A 15,848-nucleotide genomic window follows, 5' to 3' on the forward strand; every position below is an offset into this window, starting at 1 on the left:
ATAAGCCACGATTCATGCCAAAATCCCGCCCCAGCCCTAAGCGAACCAGTTGCTATGCAAACGCATTTGATCATTCCGAACCATGACGCATTAACGCAAATGGCTCAGAAAATCTGGGCGATTGCGGCAGCAAGTAATGAGCGCCCCTTGGTGATTCTGCCCACTGCAGGACCCAATTTGAGTTTGCGTTTAGCGTTAGAGGCAAATCGCGCCTCTAACACAATGCCATTACCTGAAGTGCACAGTCTCGCCGATTGGCTGGCACTCGCTCCAAATGGCTTGCACTTACCAATGCCACAATCGCACACGGAACGGATCTTGCAAACGTATGCCACGATGCAAACGCATCCTAATTTACGGGCTTGGTTTACAGCAGAAGGCGAGGGCGGCGCCTGGAGTTTGGCAAGTGCGATCGTTAGTGCCTGCGATCTTTTATCGCAAAGCGTGCTTCCCCAACTCGCTTGGAACATTGAGCAATTGGATCTCGAGCAAGGGATCGAGCAGGTACAGAGTAAGCTGACCCAAGCGATCACAGAGGCGTACCCCCGATTAGCCCAAGAGCTGGTTACGAAAGAATCTGCGGTTCTCTTGGCCTACTGGCGCTATCTCAGTTCAGAGCGCGATCCCGTCATGACCCAACACCTCGCACTGGTATCGCATCTGCATCAATGGAAAATGAACCCAGAGACGCGCCGACCACTCATTTGGATCGAAACCATCGAAGAGAATGAGTCGCAAGCGCGCTCTGATGAGGGGTTTCTTGGTCATTGCGAGGCGTTCATCCCGGTGCACCGTTTTGTGATGGACTGGAACTCCATTGGTCTGTGGCCCGAGACCATGGATACCCATGCGTCTGGAGACGAGCAATTGCAAATCAATCGCTCTGCGTTACTTGAAAAACACATGATGTGCCTGAGCGCAAAACGTTTTGAAGACCTTGCTTGGGAAGCAACGCGTTGCATTGAGAGCCATCTTCTTGCTGGGCGCACTCAGATTGCTCTTGTGGCGCAAGATCGTTTATTGGCGCGCCGCACACGTGCCTTGTTAGCCCGTTTTGGATCCGGCTTATCGATCGAAGACGAAACTGGCTGGAAACTCTCGACCACCCGTGCAGCCGCAGCACTTCATGCATGGCTTGAGTTATTGCGCTCCCCACCACAGGGGCCAAGCGCCAACACCTTACTCGAGTTCCTCAAAAATCCATTTCTGAATATCAGTCAATTACTTGAAACCACACCAAACGAGATCGCAGTATTGATTAGTGAACTCGAAGGCATGTTGCTCATCAAGCAGGCAAGAGCCTCGTGGGTCAGTTTCTATTTGGCTATTGAAGCAGGAGCAAGTTCTGAGTCCGACCCCCGCTTACATCGTCTCCTGCAATCAATCCGCGAGCGAGTCAGCCTTTGGCAGGGGCGTGAGATGCAAAACCTGCTGTGTGCGAGAGCTCTCGAACAGCTGCAAGACGACCTATCGCACTTTGGGATGCGCGATCAATTTGAGCGCGATGCCGCAGGCTTGCAGTTACTCGCCATGCTCGACAAGCTAGGTTTAGAACAAAGCCGGCTACCGTCACTGCGCATGCCTCTTGCCGAATGGGTTATCTTTTTAAAGACTCGAATGGAGGAGGAGGTTTATCGCGAACAGGGCAGTGATGCGTTGGCACGCGTGACCATCTTGCCACTGAGCGCGACACGATTGCGCCGCTTTGATGCCATTGTGATGGTCGGTTGCGATGAACGCCAACTACCGAGTTACAGCGAGACCCCATTGTTCTTTTCAGAGACCCTGTGCCAGACTCTTGGCGGCACAGATATGGCTTGGCAATACCGACAACAGGCACGCGATCTTTCTCAACTCTTTGCCTCCTACTCCTACATTGATCTTTTATGGCAAAGCGAGGGAGCTAGCGGTGAGCCCCTGCGAGCATCGCCTTGGATCATGCGTTTGCAAGCCAATCTACCGCAACTTGCAACGCGCGAGGCCAATCGTTTTGCACGATCGGCCGAAGCCAGACCCATAGAAATGTCGCAAGCAACCCGACTCGATGGATTGCCCATGCCGACTCGAATGAGCCCGAGTGCGTATCGGGCGTTACGCGCCTGTCCCTATCAATACTACGTTCGCAGCCTTCTTGGTCTTCGAAAACGCAAGGACCTCGATGAAGCGCTCGATGCATCGATGCTGGGTCAAACCCTGCATCAAATCCTGCGTAATTTTTTCCAAGAACTAAAAAGTACCGAAGCACGCGATGCAAAACGCATGAGCGATTTGGAGTTTCGGAAAGATTGGATGATTACGCACCTGATGCACGCTTCTGAGCAAGGCTTTAGTCGATTACTGGAGGGTGATCAGCGCATCGTCGGTCAGTTGCGCGATTGGCAAAAACAAATTCCTAGTTTTGTAGAGTGGCAACTTGAGCGCGAGTCACAGGGTTGGCACTTTCATGATGCCGAACGCAAACTTGGCTTTGAGTTCAATTTCTCAGACGAGCATGGGCAATTCCATCAGATTCGAATTGAGGGTTACGCCGACCGAATCGACCAACAACCCAATACCTCATTACTCTCGATCCTGGACTATAAAAATCAAAGTCGTGAAAAGGTCATGGAGCGCAGTGCCCAGCTCATGGACGATCCCCAGTTATTGCTCTATGCCGAAGCCTTATCTGCACAAGGTCCGATTGATCAGCTTGATTGGGTAGCGCTGAAGATGAACCTCAAGAAAAAAGATGCAAGCAAGCGCTCGGTCATGATCGCGGAGATCCCACTGGCCATGCAGCAGCTTCATGCGCAATTGCAAAGTGATCTGGGGAGCGTATGGTCTGGAGGTGCCATGCGAGCTTTTGCCCCTGAGAGCACGTGCCGTTATTGCGATGCCCGCGGTATTTGCCGAAAGGGGATGTGGTGAGCGCTCAGCAATCACTTAATATCTCGATCGTTTGTGATCCACAGCGCTCGGTCGTGGTCTCTGCGTGCGCAGGGAGTGGAAAGACCTGGTTGCTGGTTGCGCGCCTTGTTCGTATTTTGCTATCCGGTGAGTCGCCCCGATCCATTTTGGCTCTGACCTTTACCCGCAAAGCTGCCCAAGAAATGCGCGAACGCCTTTATCAATTGTTGCAATCCTGGACTACCTTCAGTGATCCCGAGATTATCAAAGCGCTTATGGAGCGAGGGCTTGATGCTGAGGCGGCACAAACGCAACTGCAAGCAGCGCGAACCCTTTATCCACGTTTACTTTCAAACCCCCATACCGTATCGATTGATACCTTTCATGGCTGGTTTGGGCGCTTACTGGCTGGGGCGCCAGTTTCCATGGGAGCCCAGTCTGGATTTACACTGCGAGAGGATGCGAAGCGTTTGCAAGAGGAGTGCTTAGAGGATTGGTGGGCCTCAATGCCTAGCGACATTTTGCAACAGTACGAGTATTTAATTGATCAATTGGGTTCAGCGCAGGCCAATCAATTTTTGTTTGGAACCCATGGGCTCGTGCAGCAAAAGGGTGCATGGGTATTTTTCAAGAAAGCCTGTGAAGCTCGCGGTGAATGTGTGACGCAGGCCTTACGTAAATGCTGTAACACGCTTTCTCAACCTAATCCTTTACTCACAAAACTTCAAGAAAGTACCGCAAGCCATGAGCTTAGGATGCTGCACGACGCCTTCTCTAACGGCGGCGTTCGGGATCAGCAGGGACTTACGGAGTTAAGTGCAGCATTGGACGCCCTTGAGCAACAGCAATTTGATAAAGCACTTCATTTACTGATTCCTGTTTTTATGACGCGCGATGAGCTACCAAGGTCTCGCAAAGATAACGATGCTGCCTCGAAAGCGATTCAGACGTATTTAGAAGGACAGGACTACGATCTCAATCGATTTATTGCTATTCGGCAAGCGTGGGCTAGCGCATGTGAACAGTTTGTCGAATGGCAATCCCAGCAACAGGCCTTAGCACTGAATCAAGCGTGGTTTAGCATCGGCACAGCCATGCTAGAACACATTGAGCGTGCCAAGGAGCGGATGCGCGTTCGTGATTTTGATGACCTAGAACTTGGCGTCGCACAAATGATCTCTGATCCCCATGTTGCGGCCTATTGGCAAGCGCGTTTGGATGCACGCTATCGCCATATTTTGATTGACGAGTTTCAAGATACCAATCCCTTGCAATGGCAAATTTTGCGAGCTTGGCTTGCAGCCTACGGCGAGGATCATCAGAAACCCAAGGTATTCATCGTCGGCGACCCCAAGCAATCGATTTATCGTTTTCGTCGTGCGGATCCTCGATTATTTACAGCCGCTACGGATTTTTTACAAAAGCACGATCAGGCTCACCTCGAACAGCAAAATACGACGCGTCGTAATGCGCCTGCGATTGTAGAAGCGGTCAACCGTATTTTTACCAGCGACCGAATTCCTAAAGCGTATCCATTTCAGATTCAGAAGACGCTGTGGCATGCCCCAGACATTCCCAGCCATGCAAACCTTGCTCATGGCGAGGCATACCGTCTGCCATTGATCCCAATCATTGATGAGCCGCAGGCCAATGCACGGGATAACGCCTTGGCGATGCCCCATCTTGATCGCCGCGAGACCGGAGCAAAACAGCAACGATTATTAGAAGGGCAGCGACTTGCGCAATTAATTGATACGGTGATGCGTACCCGCTTAGTGCTTGATGAAGTGGTTGACCCGAGTCATCACCAGCAACGCAACCATGTTTGGCGACCGGCTCGCCCCGGAGACTTCTTGGTTCTCGTCAAGCGCCGTCAATACCTTCCCGAGTATGAAGAAGCGTTGCGCCACGCCAATCTATTATTTGAGAGCCCACGCTTAGGTGGTTTACTCGAGACCCTGGAGGTTGATGACCTGATCGCCTTATTGACTATTCTGAGTAATCCAAATCATGATCTTGCCCTTGCACAGATCTTGCGCAGCCCCTTGTATGGCATGAATGAAGCACAGATGCAAACGCTCTCGGAGTTGGTTCAAAGTAATCGCGGTTATCGCAATTGGTGGGAAGCCTTATCGCACGCCAACGATCATCCATATGCGGACGTCTTTTTAGGTATCGCGCAGCAACTGATGGCGTGGATGGAGTTAGCGAAACATCTCCCAGTGCATGATTTGCTCGATCACGTCTATTACTCGGGCGATATTCGTTGCAAATACGCCAGTGTTTGCCAGCCTCGAGACCGGGATCAGGTCTTAGCCAATTTAGATGCGTTTCTAGAGCTCGCTCTAAATCTTGATGGCGGACGTTATCCCAGCTTAGGACGATTTATCACTCAACTTAAACAGATGCGTCGTGGTGATCAAGATGAGACTCCTGATGAAGGTGAGATGCGCGGTGAAGTGCCTCTGGACGATGAGGGCGATGATGTGGATGAAGGGGATTTTGATCTGGATACCCACTCAATCGCCCACCGCCAACAACGGATTCGCTTAATGACTATTCATGGTGCGAAAGGATTGGAGGCTCCGTTTGTAATCATCCTAGATTGCAATCACACTGCCATCACAAATCCAGGGCGCGGCGTATTGCTGGACTGGGATCCCGATCACGAGGCGCCAAACCATCTATCCATGTTCACGAAACTGAGCTTATCCAAAGCCCGTGAAGAATTGGTAGAAGAAGAGAAACAAATTGCTTTGCATGAGAACTGGAACCTTCTCTACGTGGCACTCACCCGAGCTAAGCAGGGACTGTGGTTGAGTGGAGTAGAGAGTACGCGTCATCGGCAGCAGGGCGGTTTGGTGCCTGATAGTTGGTATGAGCGTTCATGCGAGGGGCAAGTTCCAGTCTTCACAGAACTCGATGAAGCATCAAATGCCCAAACGCATTCAATCGCCTCGGAACCATTCACCGCAAGCGAGACCTCATTTGACTTCCCAGATCTGGTCTTGACGTGGCACGGCACACCAAGCACCTCTTTAGAAACCCATGCCTTAGGCATCGATGAGCAGCGACGGATGCAAGAGGGCGAGTGGTTTCATCAGATCCTTGAACGGATTACGCCGTCGCAATACCGCATGGCGGAGGCAATACCAGACCCTCAATCGCTTGCGAGTCGATTGGGTATCGACGAGGTCAGTGCGGAGCGAACCATCAAGCGCGCCCACTCGGTTTTTACTAGCCCTGCGTTGAACTCACTTTTTAATCCAGAGAGCTATCGCAATGCCTGGAATGAGCTTGATGTGGTGAGCGAGGATGGGCGATGCTTACGGATTGATCGATTGGTTGAGTTTGATCACGAACTTGTTGTTCTCGATTACAAGCTTAGTATCCCAGAACAAGCGGATCCTCTGTATACCCAATATCAACAGCAGCTTGGACGCTATTGCCAAGCAGTACGAAAACTATTCCCCAACAAGCTTGTGCGCAGTCTTTTGATCGATTCACGGGGCCACGGTGCTAATTTATTGAATTAGATCTCGACGATCATTTCAATTTCAACGCAAGCCCCCAACGGTATTTGCGCAACCCCAAACGCACTGCGGGCGTGCTTTCCAATCTCACCAAATACCTCGACGATGAGTTCAGAACAGCCATTCATCACCAAATGCTGCTCAGTGAACTCAGAGCTTGAGTTAACAAGACCCATGACCTTAACAATCCGACGAACGCGATCGAGCGAACCGAGGTGAGCGTTGAGGGTTGAGAGTAAATCAATCGCGATGCTGCGCGCAGCCATCTGACCCGTGGCGGTATCCATATCAAAACCCAATTTGCCCACCCATGGTTTGCCATCGCGTTTGGCAATATGGCCCGAAAGAAATACCTGATGACCGCTTGTGACGGCCATGACGTAGGCGGCTGCTGGTGCACCAGGGCTGGCTAGGGTAATTCCTAGGTCGCTCAGTTTTTGGGAAATGACGCTCATGAAACTCCTTCAAGGATCGGGGTTAAATCCGAAATGATCGGACAAGCCTTTAGTATATGGAGATGACAAAAATACCTGACACAATTCGCTGTCCGCTATACTTCAGCCTACAAAATATTAACCATTTTGCAACACGATCACGCATATGAACAAAGCCATCGTTACTTCGCTCGGCGTCGCAGTATTCGCCAGCTTGTTTTCCCTCACTGCCCATGCCCAAGAAACTAAAGGCTCTGCGAAAGCAGGCGAAGCCAAAGTCTGGATCTGCGTGGGTTGCCATGCCATCAATGACTACCGTGCCGATTGGCCACAGGTCTACCGCGTTCCCAAGTTAGGCGGCCAAAATGCAGATTACATTGCTGCTTCGCTTAAAGCCTATAAATCGGGTGAGCGTAAACATCCGACGATGCGTGCGATTGCTGGAAGTTTGACTGATCAGGACATGGCTGACTTGGCCGCTTACTACTCGGCTCAAACCCCCACCTCTCCCCGTAATCCCTTAAAGTAATTGGAATCGAGAACATGATGAAATCCGCTCTGATCCTAACCTTGCTGAGTGCCTCAATTGGTACAGCCTTTGCCGGAAATGTTGCCAAGGGCAAAGAACTAGTAGAAAAAAATAATTGCGCTGCCTGCCATGGCGCTGGCCTCAAGGCTCCCGTTGCTGCGGCTTATCCAAAAATCGCTGGTCAATACGAAGACTATTTGTACTATGCCTTGAAGTCTTATAAGGTGGATGGCAGTTCCTTAGTGGGCCGCAATAATGCCATCATGCAATCGCAAGTAAAGCAATTTAGCGATAAAGATCTAAAAGATATGGCTGCGTACATCGCATCCATTCCAGGCGATCTGATCGTAAAAAAGTAGAGCACCACTGCTTAATAAAGGCCTCCAAGAATATGGAGGCTTTTTTATTTAGCAGCCTCTAAACCATGAGCAAGGTGAGTGCGCATGGCCTGCTCTGCAGCAACTGGATCGCGCTTGAGGAGGGCTTTTAAGATCTCACGGTGCTCGCTTAAGGATTGTTGCAAACGACCTGTGCGCGATAAAGAATCCTTGCGTTGCAGTTTTAGAACCTTACGAAGATCAGCAATCACGCTGGTCATCCATGGATTGGCCGCAATGGCAATAATGCGTTCATGAAAACGCACATTGGTATCAAAAAATAAATCGAGGTTGCGATCGGCCGCGGCTTTCTCAAGACGCAAGTGCAGATCATCTAAGGCATTCAAATCACTTTCTTTAGCCTTAGTGGCAGCCTCCTTGGCAGCCTCACCTTCAAGCAGGGAGAGAACCGTAAAGATTTGCTCGAGGTCGCCACGATTGACTTCGGTCACGTAAGCACCGCGGCGCAGTTTCATGGTGATTAACCCCTCAGCCGCCAATACCTTAATTGCTTCGCGCATGGGGGTACGACTAATCCCAAATTCTTTGGCCAATGATTGCTCATCGATCCAGGCACCGGGTGCTAAGTGGTGGGCAAAAATACGGCTGCGTAGCTGGTCTGCTACTTCTTCATACAGCGGCCGTGATGATAGTAATTTGCTCATTTATATGTAAGTGCTTGTTTATCAAGTAATTATTCCTACCTAACACTATTTTTGAATTCATAATTATGTATTCAATTCTATAGACAAATCCATAAAAGTCAAGCAAAATAGCAAAAATATCAATGCACATTCATGCACATATGGGGCGCTTATGACGAAGAACGCATCACAACCCAGCGGGCAGTGGCCAACTGCAGCGGATCAATCCCTCGAGCAATGGCAAAAAGCAGCCAGTAAATCGGCTCCAAACGGTAACCCGGATGCCCTGGGATGGGACACACCGGATGGCATTCATCTCAAGGCGCTCTATACCAAGAACGATCTTGAGGGACTGCCTTATGTGAACTCACTCCCCGGGTTTGAACCCTATCTGCGTGGACCCCAAGCCACGATGTACGCGGTGCGCCCATGGACCATTCGTCAATACGCCGGATTCTCAACAGCCGAAGAGTCCAATCGCTTCTATCGCAAAGCCCTCGAAGGGGGTGGACAAGGGGTCTCGGTGGCATTTGATCTCGCCACGCATCGGGGCTATGACTCAGATCATCCCCGCGTTGTCGGTGATGTCGGTAAAGCAGGGGTTGCCATTGACTCAGTAGAAGATATGAAGATTCTGTTTGATGGTATCCCGCTCGACAAAATCTCGGTGTCGATGACCATGAACGGTGCGGTCTTACCAGTTTTGGCCGGTTATATCGTGGCTGGTGAAGAGCAAGGCGTGAAGCAAGAGCAACTAAGCGGCACGATTCAGAATGACATTCTCAAAGAGTTCATGGTGCGCAATACCTACATCTACCCACCTGGACCCTCGATGCGCATCGTCGGTGACATCATTGAGTACACCGCAAAGAATATGCCCAAGTTCAACTCGATTTCCATCTCGGGTTATCACATGCAAGAAGCTGGAGCGAATCAAGCCCTCGAGCTGGCATTCACACTGGCCGATGGCAAAGAGTATGTAAAGACTGCCTTAGCCAAGGGCTTAGATGTGGATGAGTTTGCTGGACGCTTATCGTTCTTCTTTGCGATTGGTATGAACTTCTATCTGGAGGTCGCAAAACTGCGCGCAGCACGAATGCTGTGGTGGCGGATCATGAAAGAGTTCAATCCCAAGAACCCGAAGTCATCGATGTTGCGCACCCATTGCCAAACCTCTGGCTGGTCGCTTACCGAACAAGATCCCTATAACAACGTGGTGCGTACCACGATTGAAGCGATGGCCGCGGTCTTCGGCGGCACACAGTCCCTACACACCAATTCATTTGACGAAGCGATTGCCTTGCCCTCGGAGATGTCCTCCCGAATTGCGCGCAATACCCAATTAATCTTGCAAGAAGAAACTCATATCACGAGCGTGGTTGATCCGTGGGCAGGATCGTTCATGATGGAGAAACTCACTCAAGAGATGGCCGATGCTGCCTGGGAAATTATTTTGGAAGTGGATCAGATGGGCGGCATGACCAAAGCTGTGGAAAGTGGTTGGGCCAAACTAAAGATCGAAGCGGCCGCTGCACAAAAGCAAGCCAAGATCGACTCTGGGTCGGATGTGATCGTGGGTGTCAACAAATACAAACTGCAAGAAGAGAGTTTGGTAGATGTCTTAGTCATCGATAACGATATGGTTCGCAATAATCAAATTGCTCGTTTAAAGGACATCAAGGCTAAGCGAAATCAAGCGCAGGTGGATCAAGCCCTGGCGAATCTGACAGCAGCAGCTGAGAACAACACGGGTAATTTATTGGATTTAGCGGTCAAAGCAATTCGTTTACGCGCAACGGTGGGCGAGGTGTCGGATGCTTTGGAGAAAGTTTATGGGCGCCACCGTGCCGATACACAAAAGGTGACCGGAGTGTACGCAGCCGCATACGATTCAGCCGAAGGATGGGAAAAACTCAAAGTGGAGATCGCTGAGTTTGCCAAAGAACATGGACGCCGTCCGCGGGTCATGATCGCGAAGCTTGGTCAGGATGGGCATGATCGGGGTGCCAAAGTGGTAGCCACTGCTTATGCCGATCTAGGCTTTGATGTCGATATGGGACCTTTATTTCAGACACCTGAAGAGTGCGCGCGTCAAGCCATTGAGAATGATGTGCATGCGTTGGGTATTTCTACCTTAGCAGCGGGTCATAAAACCTTAGTTCCTGCAATTGTGGCGGAACTCAAAAAGCAAGGCGCCGATGACATCATCGTGTTCGTTGGCGGAGTGATTCCACGACAAGATTACGAGTTTCTGTATGAGGCAGGCGTGAAGGGCATCTACGGACCCGGTACGCCGATCCCAGCGTCAGCAAAAGACGTGCTTGAGCAAATTCGGAACAACCTACGCTGAGCCCTTGCGATGCCCAATGCCCCAAGCGATGAGCAGTTAGTGGCGGCCTTGCTCGGCAAACCGTGCACCGAGCAACGTCGAGCATTGGCTAAAGCCATTACCTTGTTGGAGTCAACGCGACTCGATCATCGCACTCGGGCCGATCAATTACTCAACACCATCTTGCCGCACACTGGACGATCCTTTCGTCTCGGAATCTCAGGAGTGCCGGGCGTTGGTAAATCCACCCTCATCGAAAACTTAGGTCTTTACTTAATCTCAAAAGGCCATCGAGTTGCTGTCCTTGCAATTGATCCCTCATCGAGTTTGTCTGGCGGATCAATCCTCGGGGATAAAACTCGCATGGAACTTCTCTCCGTCAATGAGAACGCCTTTATTCGTCCAAGTCCCTCATCGGGCACCTTGGGCGGTGTTGCTGAGCGCACCCGGGAGGTGATGCTCTTAGCCGAAGCCGCTGGGCATGATGTGGTGATTGTGGAGACCGTTGGGGTAGGGCAAAGCGAGATTGCAGTGGCTGGCATGACCGATCTCTTTATGTTGTTGCAACTCCCCAATGCCGGCGATGATTTGCAAGCCATCAAAAAGGGAGTAATGGAGATCGCTGATCTGATTGTGATCAATAAAGCCGATCTCGATCCCAATGCGGCGACCCGTGCCCAAGCATTTATTACCAGCTCCTTGCGCTTAATGGGATTTCAGGGGAACCCAGACCACGCCGCTCATCATGCCGAGCAATGGCATCCCGTGGTCATGCAAATGAGTGCACTCCTTAATCAAGGTGTGGCGCAGTTATGGGATGAGATCGCACGCTTTCAATCCCTTGAAACAAAAAATGGCCATTTACAGACGCGTCGCCGTCAGCAAGCCACGGCCTGGATGTGGGAACGTATTGATAGCGCGCTCAAAAGTAATTTTAAGAACCATCCTGGCGTACAGCAGTTATTACCCGAACTCAGTGCCGCAGTCAATGTGGGCACGATCGCCCCATCCGTAGCAGCGCGTCGCTTACTCGACGCGATGCAAACACCCGATATTCGATAGGAGTTTCTATGCAAGACATTATTTCTCAATTGGAATCTAAGCGTGAGTTAGCACGTCTCGGTGGCGGTCAAAAACGTATTGCTGCTCAGCACGCCAAAGGCAAACTCACCGCACGCGAGCGGATCGAGTTATTGCTTGATGAAGACTCATTTGAAGAGTGGGATATGTTTGTAGAGCATCGCTGTACGGATTTTGGCATGGCCGATCAAACTGTACCGAGCGATGGCGTCGTCACCGGATACGGCATGATTAACGGCCGCTTGGTGTTTGTGTTCTCGCAAGACTTCACAGTTCTGGGCGGCTCTTTATCCGAAGCCCATGCCGAGAAAATCTGCAAGATCATGGATCAAGCCATGAAAGTCGGCGCGCCTGTCATCGGACTGAATGACTCGGGTGGTGCGCGGATTCAGGAGGGGGTGGCTTCACTTGGTGGCTATGCGGAGATCTTTCAGCGTAATGTATCCGCTTCGGGTGTGATCCCGCAAATCTCTTTGATCATGGGTCCTTGCGCAGGTGGCGCAGTGTACTCGCCTGCGTTGACGGATTTCATCTTCATGGTGAAAGACACCTCGTACATGTTTGTGACCGGACCCGAGGTAGTAAAAACCGTAACGCACGAGGATGTCACCGCAGAAGATCTGGGCGGTGCGAACACCCATTCCACCGTATCCGGTGTTTGTGATCTAGCCTTTAATAACGATGTCGAGGCAATCATGATGCTGCGACGCTTTTATAGCTACTTGCCGCTCTCGAATAAAGAAAAAGCCCCATTTCTGGGTGGCTTGGTTTGGTCGGACGAGCCCGATTACTCACTTGATACCTTAGTACCCCTCAATCCCAATCAGCCCTATGACATGAAAGAGCTGATTCACAAGATTGTGGATGATGAAGACTTCTTTGAGTTGCAGCCCGACTATGCGAAGAACATCATCATTGGCTTTGCCCGCATTGGTGGTCAAACCGCGGGTATTGTTGCCAATCAACCGCTGGTACTCGCAGGGTGCCTTGATATCAAATCATCGATTAAAGCTGCTCGGTTTGTGCGCTTTTGTGATGCTTTCAATATCCCAGTAGTAACTTTGGTCGACGTGCCAGGCTTTATGCCAGGCACTGCTCAAGAGTACGGTGGCATTATTAAGCACGGTGCTAAGTTGCTCTACGCTTACGCCGATTGCACCGTTCCCAAAGTAACCTTAATTACACGCAAAGCCTATGGTGGTGCCTACGATGTGATGGCATCCAAGCATTTGCGAGGCGATGTGAACTTTGCCTGGCCTTCGGCAGAGATTGCAGTGATGGGACCGAAGGGTGCCGTTGAAATTATCTTCCGCGAAGAAAAAAATGATTCGCAAAAGATTGCCGAGCGTGAAGCGGAATACAAAGCGAAGTTTGCGAATCCATTTGTCGCAGGACGGCGTGGCTATATCGACGATGTGATCATGCCCCATGAATCACGTAAGCGCATCGCACGATCGCTGGCCATGCTCCAAGATAAGGATTTACAAAATCCACCCCGTAAACATGGCAACATCCCACTTTAATTTAATCGACTGACCAATCACTATGTTTAAGAAAATCTTAATTGCTAACCGCGGTGAAATTGCATGCCGAGTGATGTTGACCGCTAAACGGTTGGGGATCCAAACGGTAGCGGTTTATTCTGAGGCGGATGCCGAAGCCCGTCATGTAAGGATTGCCGATGAGGCCGTTTGCATTGGACCACCACCATCACGAGAGTCGTATTTGCGTATGGATCGCATAATTGCTGCCTGCAAAGAAACAGGAGCGCAAGCAGTGCATCCAGGCTACGGGTTCTTGTCTGAGAACGAAGAGTTTGCCAAACGGGTTGAGGAAGAGGGCATTATCTTTATTGGCCCTAAATACCAATCGATTGCTGCGATGGGTGACAAGATTGCCTCCAAGAAACTCGCTCTTGAGGCGAAAGTAAATACCATCCCCGGTCACAATGCAGCCATTGATGACCCACAGGCTGCGGTAAAAATTGCGCAGGGCATTGGTTACCCTGTGATGATCAAGGCCTCCGCTGGAGGTGGTGGTAAGGGATTACGCGTTGCGTATAACGATCAAGAAACTGCCGAAGGCTTTGTGGCCTGCAAAAACGAAGCACTCAATAGTTTTGGTGACGATCGCGTGTTCATTGAGAAGTTTGTGGAAGAACCTCGCCATATCGAGATCCAGGTATTGGGTGATGCGCATGGCAATGTGGTGTATCTGTGGGAGCGTGAGTGCTCCATTCAGCGCCGCCATCAAAAAGTGATTGAAGAAGCACCATCACCCTTTTTGGACGATGCCACCCGTAAAGCCATGGGCGAGCAAGCGGTTGCTCTTGCTAAAGCAGTTCATTACCAATCAGCAGGTACTGTTGAGTTTGTGGTTGGTAAGGATAAGTCCTTCTACTTCTTAGAAATGAACACGCGCTTGCAGGTTGAGCATCCGGTCACCGAATGCATTACAGGACTTGATCTTGTGGAGCAAATGATCCGAGTGGCCGCTGGCGAGAAGTTGGCCTTTACCCAAAACCAAATCCCACGTAAAGGCTGGGCCATGGAGTGCCGCATCAATGCGGAAGACCCATTACGTAACTTCTTACCCTCGACCGGGCGCTTAGTGAAATATCAGCCACCCGCATCAAACGATGGTGTACGAGTTGATACGGGTGTGTATGAGGGCGGTGAGATCCCGATGTATTACGACTCCATGATTGCCAAACTGATTACGCATGGAGCCAATCGCGATGAAGCGATGAGCAAAATGCGCGGAGCGCTCAATGAGTTTGTGATTCGGGGAATTCATTCAAACATTCAATTCCAATCCGCCTTGTTGCAGCACCCACGTTTTCTATCGGGCCAGTTCAATACTGGATTCATTGCTGAAGAGTTCCCCAAAGGATTCTTAAAAGAATCCGTTCTACCAACTGACCCCAATCGTTTACCAGCCCTAGCCAGTTTTGTGCACCGCCGGTATTTGGAGCGCGCCAAATTGCTTGAAGGGCAACTCTTGGGCCACGAGATGAAGATTACGCAAGAGTTTGTGGTGATGCATGGTGAGACTTCCTACAACACCAAGATTGAGCAGCGTGATCACGGTTACCAAATATCCGTCAAGGCCAATCAAGGAAAACACGCGATGACGGATTATTTCCTTGAGAGTGATTGGCAACCAGGTTCCATTCGCTTGGCGTATCGCTTAAACGATGGGCCCATGGCATGTGCGCAAGTGGAGCGCCCAGGATTGGGCTATGTGTTGATGCAAGATGGCGTGCATTTTGACTGCGTGGTGCTTAGTCCATTTGGGGCAGAGTTGCAACGGCGCATGCCCTATAAAGCACCACCTGACACATCGAAGTTATTACTGTCACCGATGCCCGGTCTCTTAACGAAGTTGCATGTCGCTAAAGGGGATAAGGTCACCGCAGGTCAAAAACTCGTTGTGATTGAGGCCATGAAAATGGAGAACACGCTATTTGCCGCACAAGATGGCATCGTGGCAGATATCTGCGCTAGTGAAGGATCGAGTCTAACGGTTGATCAAATCATTATTCAGTTTGCAAAGTAATCATCATGAGCCGACCATTCAAGATCTTAGGTATCCAACAAATTGCCATTGGTGGCACTGACAAGCAAAAACTGAAAGCCTTGTGGGTGGATCTCCTTGGACTGCAATACAAAGACACCTTCGTATCTGAGCGCGAGAACGTCGATGAGGATATTTGTGCCATCGGTCATGGCCCCCATGAAGTTGAAATTGATTTGATGCAACCGTTTGATATTGAGAAAAAGCCAGCGGTGCATCAAACGCCACTCAATCATATTGGCCTGTGGGTCGATGATTTACCAAAAGCAGTGGAGTGGTTAACGCAGCAAGGACTGCGCTTTGCCCCTGGCGGTATCCGCACAGGAGCGGCTGGCCATGACATTATTTTTGTTCATCCCAAAGCCAATGAAGAATTTATGTTTTCAGGTGAAGGAGTCTTGATTGAGTTAGTTCAAGCACCACCCAATGTGATTGCCGCATTGGCATAAACCCCGATTTG

11 protein-coding genes are annotated in these 15,848 nt (G+C 50.5%); 9 read left to right on the forward strand and 2 right to left on the reverse strand.

Translation table 11 applies throughout. From position 1 onward, the window contains the following. Positions 1 to 54: 54 nt before the first annotated feature. Both ICV32_RS04575 and ICV32_RS04580 read left to right on the forward strand, forming a co-directional pair. Positions 55 to 2,907, forward strand: a complete 2,853-nt coding sequence (locus tag ICV32_RS04575) for a PD-(D/E)XK nuclease family protein (protein ID WP_215372307.1) — start codon at positions 55 to 57, stop codon at positions 2,905 to 2,907. Then, positions 2,904 to 6,422: an exodeoxyribonuclease V subunit beta gene (locus ICV32_RS04580; protein WP_215372309.1), complete on the forward strand. Its 3,519-nt coding sequence runs from the start codon at positions 2,904 to 2,906 to the stop codon at positions 6,420 to 6,422. Before ICV32_RS04575 ends, ICV32_RS04580 begins: the two co-directional genes overlap by 4 nt. On the opposite strand, the gene ICV32_RS04585 is transcribed toward ICV32_RS04580, so the two are convergent. Further along, complete coding sequence (locus ICV32_RS04585) at positions 6,419 to 6,874, reverse strand: RidA family protein (protein ID WP_215372311.1); 456 nt, start codon at positions 6,872 to 6,874, stop codon at positions 6,419 to 6,421. The genes ICV32_RS04580 and ICV32_RS04585 overlap by 4 nt on opposite strands. 145 nt (positions 6,875 to 7,019) lie before the next feature. Between ICV32_RS04585 and ICV32_RS04590 the strand changes: the two genes are divergently transcribed. Beyond that, a complete protein-coding gene (locus ICV32_RS04590; protein WP_215372313.1) occupies positions 7,020 to 7,382 on the forward strand; it encodes a cytochrome c in 363 nt (120 codons plus the stop codon). Positions 7,383 to 7,399: 17 nt separating this feature from the next. Then, positions 7,400 to 7,741, forward strand: coding sequence for a c-type cytochrome (locus ICV32_RS04595; RefSeq protein WP_215372555.1), 342 nt, complete (start codon positions 7,400 to 7,402; stop codon positions 7,739 to 7,741). Positions 7,742 to 7,785: 44 nt separating this feature from the next. On the opposite strand, the gene ICV32_RS04600 is transcribed toward ICV32_RS04595, so the two are convergent. Beyond that, positions 7,786 to 8,424: a GntR family transcriptional regulator gene (locus ICV32_RS04600; RefSeq protein WP_215372314.1), complete on the reverse strand. Its 639-nt coding sequence runs from the start codon at positions 8,422 to 8,424 to the stop codon at positions 7,786 to 7,788. A gap of 151 nt (positions 8,425 to 8,575) precedes the next feature. On the opposite strand from ICV32_RS04600, the gene scpA reads away from it, so the two are divergent. The 5 genes from scpA to ICV32_RS04625 are packed head-to-tail and all read left to right on the forward strand — an operon-like array spanning position 8,576 to position 15,837. Then, complete coding sequence (scpA, locus tag ICV32_RS04605) at positions 8,576 to 10,753, forward strand: methylmalonyl-CoA mutase (protein WP_215372316.1); 2,178 nt, start codon at positions 8,576 to 8,578, stop codon at positions 10,751 to 10,753. Positions 10,754 to 10,762: 9 nt separating this feature from the next. Continuing rightward, positions 10,763 to 11,794, forward strand: coding sequence for a methylmalonyl Co-A mutase-associated GTPase MeaB (meaB, locus tag ICV32_RS04610; protein ID WP_215372318.1), 1,032 nt, complete (start codon positions 10,763 to 10,765; stop codon positions 11,792 to 11,794). Between the two features lie 8 nt (positions 11,795 to 11,802). Next, on the forward strand, positions 11,803 to 13,335 hold the full coding sequence (locus ICV32_RS04615) for an acyl-CoA carboxylase subunit beta (protein ID WP_108508348.1): 1,533 nt from the start codon (positions 11,803 to 11,805) through the stop codon (positions 13,333 to 13,335). 22 nt (positions 13,336 to 13,357) lie between these two features. Further along, positions 13,358 to 15,370 (forward strand): acetyl-CoA carboxylase biotin carboxylase subunit, encoded by a 2,013-nt coding sequence (gene accC, locus ICV32_RS04620; protein ID WP_215372319.1) that lies wholly within the window; start codon positions 13,358 to 13,360, stop codon positions 15,368 to 15,370. 5 nt (positions 15,371 to 15,375) lie between these two features. After that, a complete protein-coding gene (locus ICV32_RS04625) occupies positions 15,376 to 15,837 on the forward strand; it encodes a VOC family protein (protein ID WP_215372321.1) in 462 nt (153 codons plus the stop codon). Positions 15,838 to 15,848: the final 11 nt, after the last annotated feature.

The organism is Polynucleobacter sp. MWH-UH24A, assembly GCF_018687475.1.
Classification (GTDB): Bacteria; Pseudomonadota; Gammaproteobacteria; order Burkholderiales; family Burkholderiaceae; genus Polynucleobacter.

What these genes read in the sequence shown, in the direction of transcription:
- ICV32_RS04615 (WP_108508348.1), top strand. Translation starts at nt 11,803, where the DNA reads ATGCAAGACATTATTTCTCAATTGGAATCTAAGCGTGAGTTAGCACGT.
- accC (WP_215372319.1), top strand. Translation starts at nt 13,358, where the DNA reads ATGTTTAAGAAAATCTTAATTGCTAACCGCGGTGAAATTGCATGCCGA.
- scpA (WP_215372316.1), top strand. Translation starts at nt 8,576, where the DNA reads ATGACGAAGAACGCATCACAACCCAGCGGGCAGTGGCCAACTGCAGCG.
- ICV32_RS04575 (WP_215372307.1), top strand. Translation starts at nt 55, where the DNA reads ATGCAAACGCATTTGATCATTCCGAACCATGACGCATTAACGCAAATG.
- ICV32_RS04625 (WP_215372321.1), top strand. Translation starts at nt 15,376, where the DNA reads ATGAGCCGACCATTCAAGATCTTAGGTATCCAACAAATTGCCATTGGT.
- ICV32_RS04595 (WP_215372555.1), top strand. Translation starts at nt 7,400, where the DNA reads ATGAAATCCGCTCTGATCCTAACCTTGCTGAGTGCCTCAATTGGTACA.
- ICV32_RS04590 (WP_215372313.1), top strand. Translation starts at nt 7,020, where the DNA reads ATGAACAAAGCCATCGTTACTTCGCTCGGCGTCGCAGTATTCGCCAGC.
- meaB (WP_215372318.1), top strand. Translation starts at nt 10,763, where the DNA reads ATGCCCAATGCCCCAAGCGATGAGCAGTTAGTGGCGGCCTTGCTCGGC.
- ICV32_RS04585 (WP_215372311.1), bottom strand. Translation starts at nt 6,874, where the DNA reads ATGAGCGTCATTTCCCAAAAACTGAGCGACCTAGGAATTACCCTAGCC.
- ICV32_RS04600 (WP_215372314.1), bottom strand. Translation starts at nt 8,424, where the DNA reads ATGAGCAAATTACTATCATCACGGCCGCTGTATGAAGAAGTAGCAGAC.